Origin of the sequence: Mesotoga sp. UBA5557 (genome assembly GCF_002425715.1) — a bacterium.
Taxonomy (GTDB): Bacteria; Thermotogota; Thermotogae; order Petrotogales; family Kosmotogaceae; genus Mesotoga.
This window is the reverse complement of record NZ_DIMV01000019.1, coordinates 1-3,854: the sequence shown is the minus strand read 5'-3', so window position 1 is coordinate 3,854 and position 3,854 is coordinate 1. Positions and strand designations below refer to the sequence as shown.

The 3,854-nt window shown below is 46.2% G+C and carries 4 protein-coding genes; all 4 read left to right on the top strand.

From position 1 onward, the window contains the following. Nucleotides 1-143 precede the first annotated feature (143 nt). From B3157_RS02235 to B3157_RS02220, 4 genes are read left to right on the top strand one after another with little or no spacing between them, the layout of a single operon-like run. Nucleotides 144-518 (top strand): GntR family transcriptional regulator, encoded by a 375-nt coding sequence (locus B3157_RS02235; RefSeq protein WP_214061566.1) that lies wholly within the window; start codon nt 144-146, stop codon nt 516-518. Then, nucleotides 500-1,372 (top strand): ABC transporter ATP-binding protein, encoded by an 873-nt coding sequence (locus B3157_RS02230; RefSeq protein ID WP_292588548.1) that lies wholly within the window; start codon nt 500-502, stop codon nt 1,370-1,372. Before B3157_RS02235 ends, B3157_RS02230 begins: the two co-directional genes overlap by 19 nt. An 18-nt stretch (nt 1,373-1,390) precedes the next feature. Then, nucleotides 1,391-2,149, top strand: coding sequence for an ABC transporter ATP-binding protein (locus tag B3157_RS02225; RefSeq protein ID WP_214059831.1), 759 nt, complete (start codon nt 1,391-1,393; stop codon nt 2,147-2,149). After that, nucleotides 2,106-3,776: a putative ABC transporter permease subunit gene (locus B3157_RS02220; RefSeq protein WP_292588545.1), complete on the top strand. Its 1,671-nt coding sequence runs from the start codon at nt 2,106-2,108 to the stop codon at nt 3,774-3,776. Before B3157_RS02225 ends, B3157_RS02220 begins: the two co-directional genes overlap by 44 nt. The last annotated feature ends 78 nt before the right edge of the window (nt 3,777-3,854 follow it).

Sequence of the window (3,854 nt, the reverse complement as noted above, 5' to 3'; positions counted from 1 at the left end):
GGTTCATGATCTGGGACGAAGGGCCAAGGACGGATCTGGCTCAAGCATGACATTTAATAGAGTGTGCGAAGGCGAACTGACCTAGTAGTGTTTGTGCTGTTGCAAGCAACGAAACTCGGAAAAGCCGTACAGAAGGTGATAATGTGTGGTTTGACATCGATATAAGATCCCCATTGCCGATCTACGATCAAATCAAGAGGGGGGTGAGGGAAGAGATCCTCAAGGAGAAACTTAAGGAGGGAGATCCTCTTCCCTCAATTCGTGAAATGGCTTCTCAAATCAGGGTTAATCCTAACACTGTTGCCAGAGCCTACAGAGAACTCGAGATGGAAGGCTTGATTATGGCAAGACCGGGACTAGGGTATATAGTAGTCAGTGATAGAGATCAGGTTAGAGACTCTGTCTTTGAAAGCCTATCTACTGAGCTTAGGGAGCCCATCCTTCGTTTGAAGAAATCGGGAATTTCTCTGGAAAGGCTCCTGGAGGTGATTGAGAAGATATGGAAAGAAATGAATTAACCCTGGACATACAGAACCTTGAAAAGACTTATAAGGGCAATGTTGAGGCCGTTTGCGGGATCGATGTCAAGCTGGAAAAACAACGAATCTACGCACTGCTTGGTCCAAATGGAGCCGGCAAAACGACAGTTCTGAAATCTATATTAGGATTGATCAATTACTCTGGATCGATACTTGTTCTTGGAAGACCCGTTGATGAGGTCAGAGAAGTGATCTCGTTCGTTCCTGAGGAGAAGAATCTCTACGAGAATCTGAACATAGAAGAAACCCTCAAATTGATTCGCAGAATTTCGAGCAGATTCGATGAAAACCAGGCGCGCAAGTATATCGCACACTACAAACTTCCCTGCACAAAGAAGATTAGAACCTTCTCAAACGGTATGAAGTCAGCGATGTACATCTCATTAGCTCTTTCAGCTGACGCAGACTTCTACATATTGGATGAACCGACATGGGGTCTCGACCCAATCATGCGAGACGACACTCTCGAATTTATAAGAGAAAAGGTGATTGCCGGAAAGACTGTACTGTACACGTCCCATATAATCCCTGAAGTCGAAAAAATCGCAGACGAATTCTTTATTATGATAAACGGGAAGGTTAAGTATTCCGGTGACCTCGACGGAATCAAAGAAAAGTACAGAATCGTAAAGATGCCCTTTGACAAAAAGGAACTCGCCAGTTGTACGGATTGTCTGGCAGCAGCAAAGGAACTTAACAGACTTTCGATAATAGTCGAAAACTCAGAGGCAACTGAGAGGTTTTATAAGACAGATGAAGCAACCATTTCGATTCCTGACCTGGAGGAGTTTTTTCAGATTCTGGTCAGGAGTGAAAACAGAAATTCTCGTTGAGCGCAGGAGGTTAGGATCGTGATCGAGATTAGAAACCTTACGAAGATTTATAGTGGAAGTGTGAAGGCAGTAGATGATGTGAGCCTTACTGTCAAAGAAGGCGAGATTTTTGGCTTTCTCGGACCGAACGGGGCCGGCAAGACCACTACTATCAAGATGATAGTCGGTCTGCTTCAGCCGACATACGGAAGCGTACACATCGACGATATCGATGTCCTAACTTCACCTGTGGAAGCGAAGATGAAGATGGGTTACGTTGCTGACGAACCGCTGGTTATGGAGAAAATCACGGGAGTTCAATATCTTAACTTGATTTCTGACGTGTTCTTGGTTCCTCCGAAGACGCGAGCAGAAAGGGCTTCGAAGCTGCTTCAAAACTTCAAGCTCTCCAATGCCGTGAAAGACCCAGTCTCCACTTATTCTCACGGAATGAGACAGAAGCTGTCTCTTGTTGCAGCCCTCATACACAATCCGGATCTCTGGATCCTTGATGAACCAATAGTCGGTCTAGATCCAGAATCGGCCTTCATTCTCAAGCAGATGATGAGAAATCATGTAAAAGCTGGAAACACGGTCTTTTTCTCTACTCACGTAATGGAAGTAGCTGAGAAAATATGTGACAGGATAGGAATAATCAATAAGGGCAAGCTAGAATTCGTTGGCACCGTTGATCAACTGAGGAAGCTTAGCGGCAGGGGAAGTCTGGAAGAACTCTTCCTGGAGGTGACAGGTAGTGAGACTGAAAATGGTGATTTCTCTTACCTCGACGCTGATTAATTCTCACTACAACATACCCAGGTCCCTATACCACTTCAAGAGAAAGGAAAGGCTATGGGAACCGGCCCTGATAATCGGTGTCATACTCCTACTGGGCTTGACTATCGGACCGCTTTACGGAGGTTTGCTCAACACGATGTACGATCAGTATGAAGCATCCGGACTGAGATCGCTCTTTCTGGCAGGACCTTTCCTGATTGCAAATCTCTTTGGATTCATCTTTGGGATCTTCCTCATGATAAGCACCTTTTTCTTTGGCGACGATATGCGCGTTTTGATACCTTTGCCCCTGAAATCGACAGAAGTACTTATGTCGAAGTTCCTCGTAGTCTTGATGGACCTTATGTTGATCTCGCTTGCTATAATCCTTCCAGCATATATCCTGTATGGCGTGCGATCCTCGGCAGGAATCGGATACTGGATCTTCATGGTGATTGTGTTTCTTTTAAGTCAGGTGTTGCCGATAATGCTTTCCGCAATAATCGTCCTTCCTCTCTCAAGGCTATTTCGATTCAAAAGGCATAGAGATAATATGGTTTATCTCTTGAGTGCACTTATTTTGGTGGGAGTGCTGACCTTCATCTCCATCACCAGCCGCGTAGATCCGAATATGAGCGCCGAGGAATTTGCCAGGATCTTCTCGAGCGAGGATGCGATTCTGAACAAAACAGCCGGAGCGTATCCTCCGACGATACTAGTTACAAAGGCCCTGAGCAGACCCTTCTTTGAGGGATTGTTGTGGCTTCTTGCGTTTATTGGTCTTCACGTGGTTGCTCTGGGAGTCTTTCTCTTCTTCGGCGACAAGTTCTACTACTCGGTTTACTCGAGTCTGCAAGAAAACTTTGCAAAGCGCACCGCACTTAAGGAAGGCGAAATTACAGGCATGATGGGAGTTCAGAACAGCAAGTTCGCGGCACTTCATAGACGTGAATGGTGGTACTTCCTCAAAGTCCCTGCCTTCGCTTTCAACGGATTCGGAAATGTGGTGATCCTTCCGATATTGCTTGTAATCGCTGCCGTGGCCGGTCAAACTGATGAGATCGGGCAGATGATCCAGCAATTTCAGCAGTACAGAGAGCTATTCGTCCCGGTCGGCGCATTGATAGCCGCAGTCTCCGGAGGAATAAACGGGCTCGCCTCCTCCATATTCAGTAGAGAAGGAAAACTAATCCATGAGCTTAAAGCCTTACCTGTCAAGACATCGGAGATTGTTAGGGTCAAGTTCGTTCATGTTCAGACCATGAGCTTCATAGGACCGGTCTCGGGTGCAATAGCTCTGAGCATAATACTGGGGCTCTCATTTGTTGAAGCAACAGTTGTCTTCGTTGTGGGAGCTATAACGCTTACCTTCCTGAACATCCTTCAGATGATAATAGACTCAGTGAAGCCAATCCTCGGGTGGGAGAATCCGCAAAGAGCTATGAAGCAAAACGTAAATGTTGCGCTTTCGATTCCCGTCGTCTTTGGATACGTTGGGGGTTTTGGATATCTGGCATTCCTTTTGAAAGACACAATATCTGGAGTCGTCATGACACTAGTATTGACGGCGATCGCCTTGATTGGTATCGTAGTTACGTGGCCTGTCCTAATGAAGAGAGCGAACAGGCTTTTCCTGAGAGATTTGTGAAGAAAACCGAGGTTGGTGGTTGGAAAGAGTGTAACAAGACGCAGGGCGCCGAAAAGCATGGCGGACGCAATGCCGGCA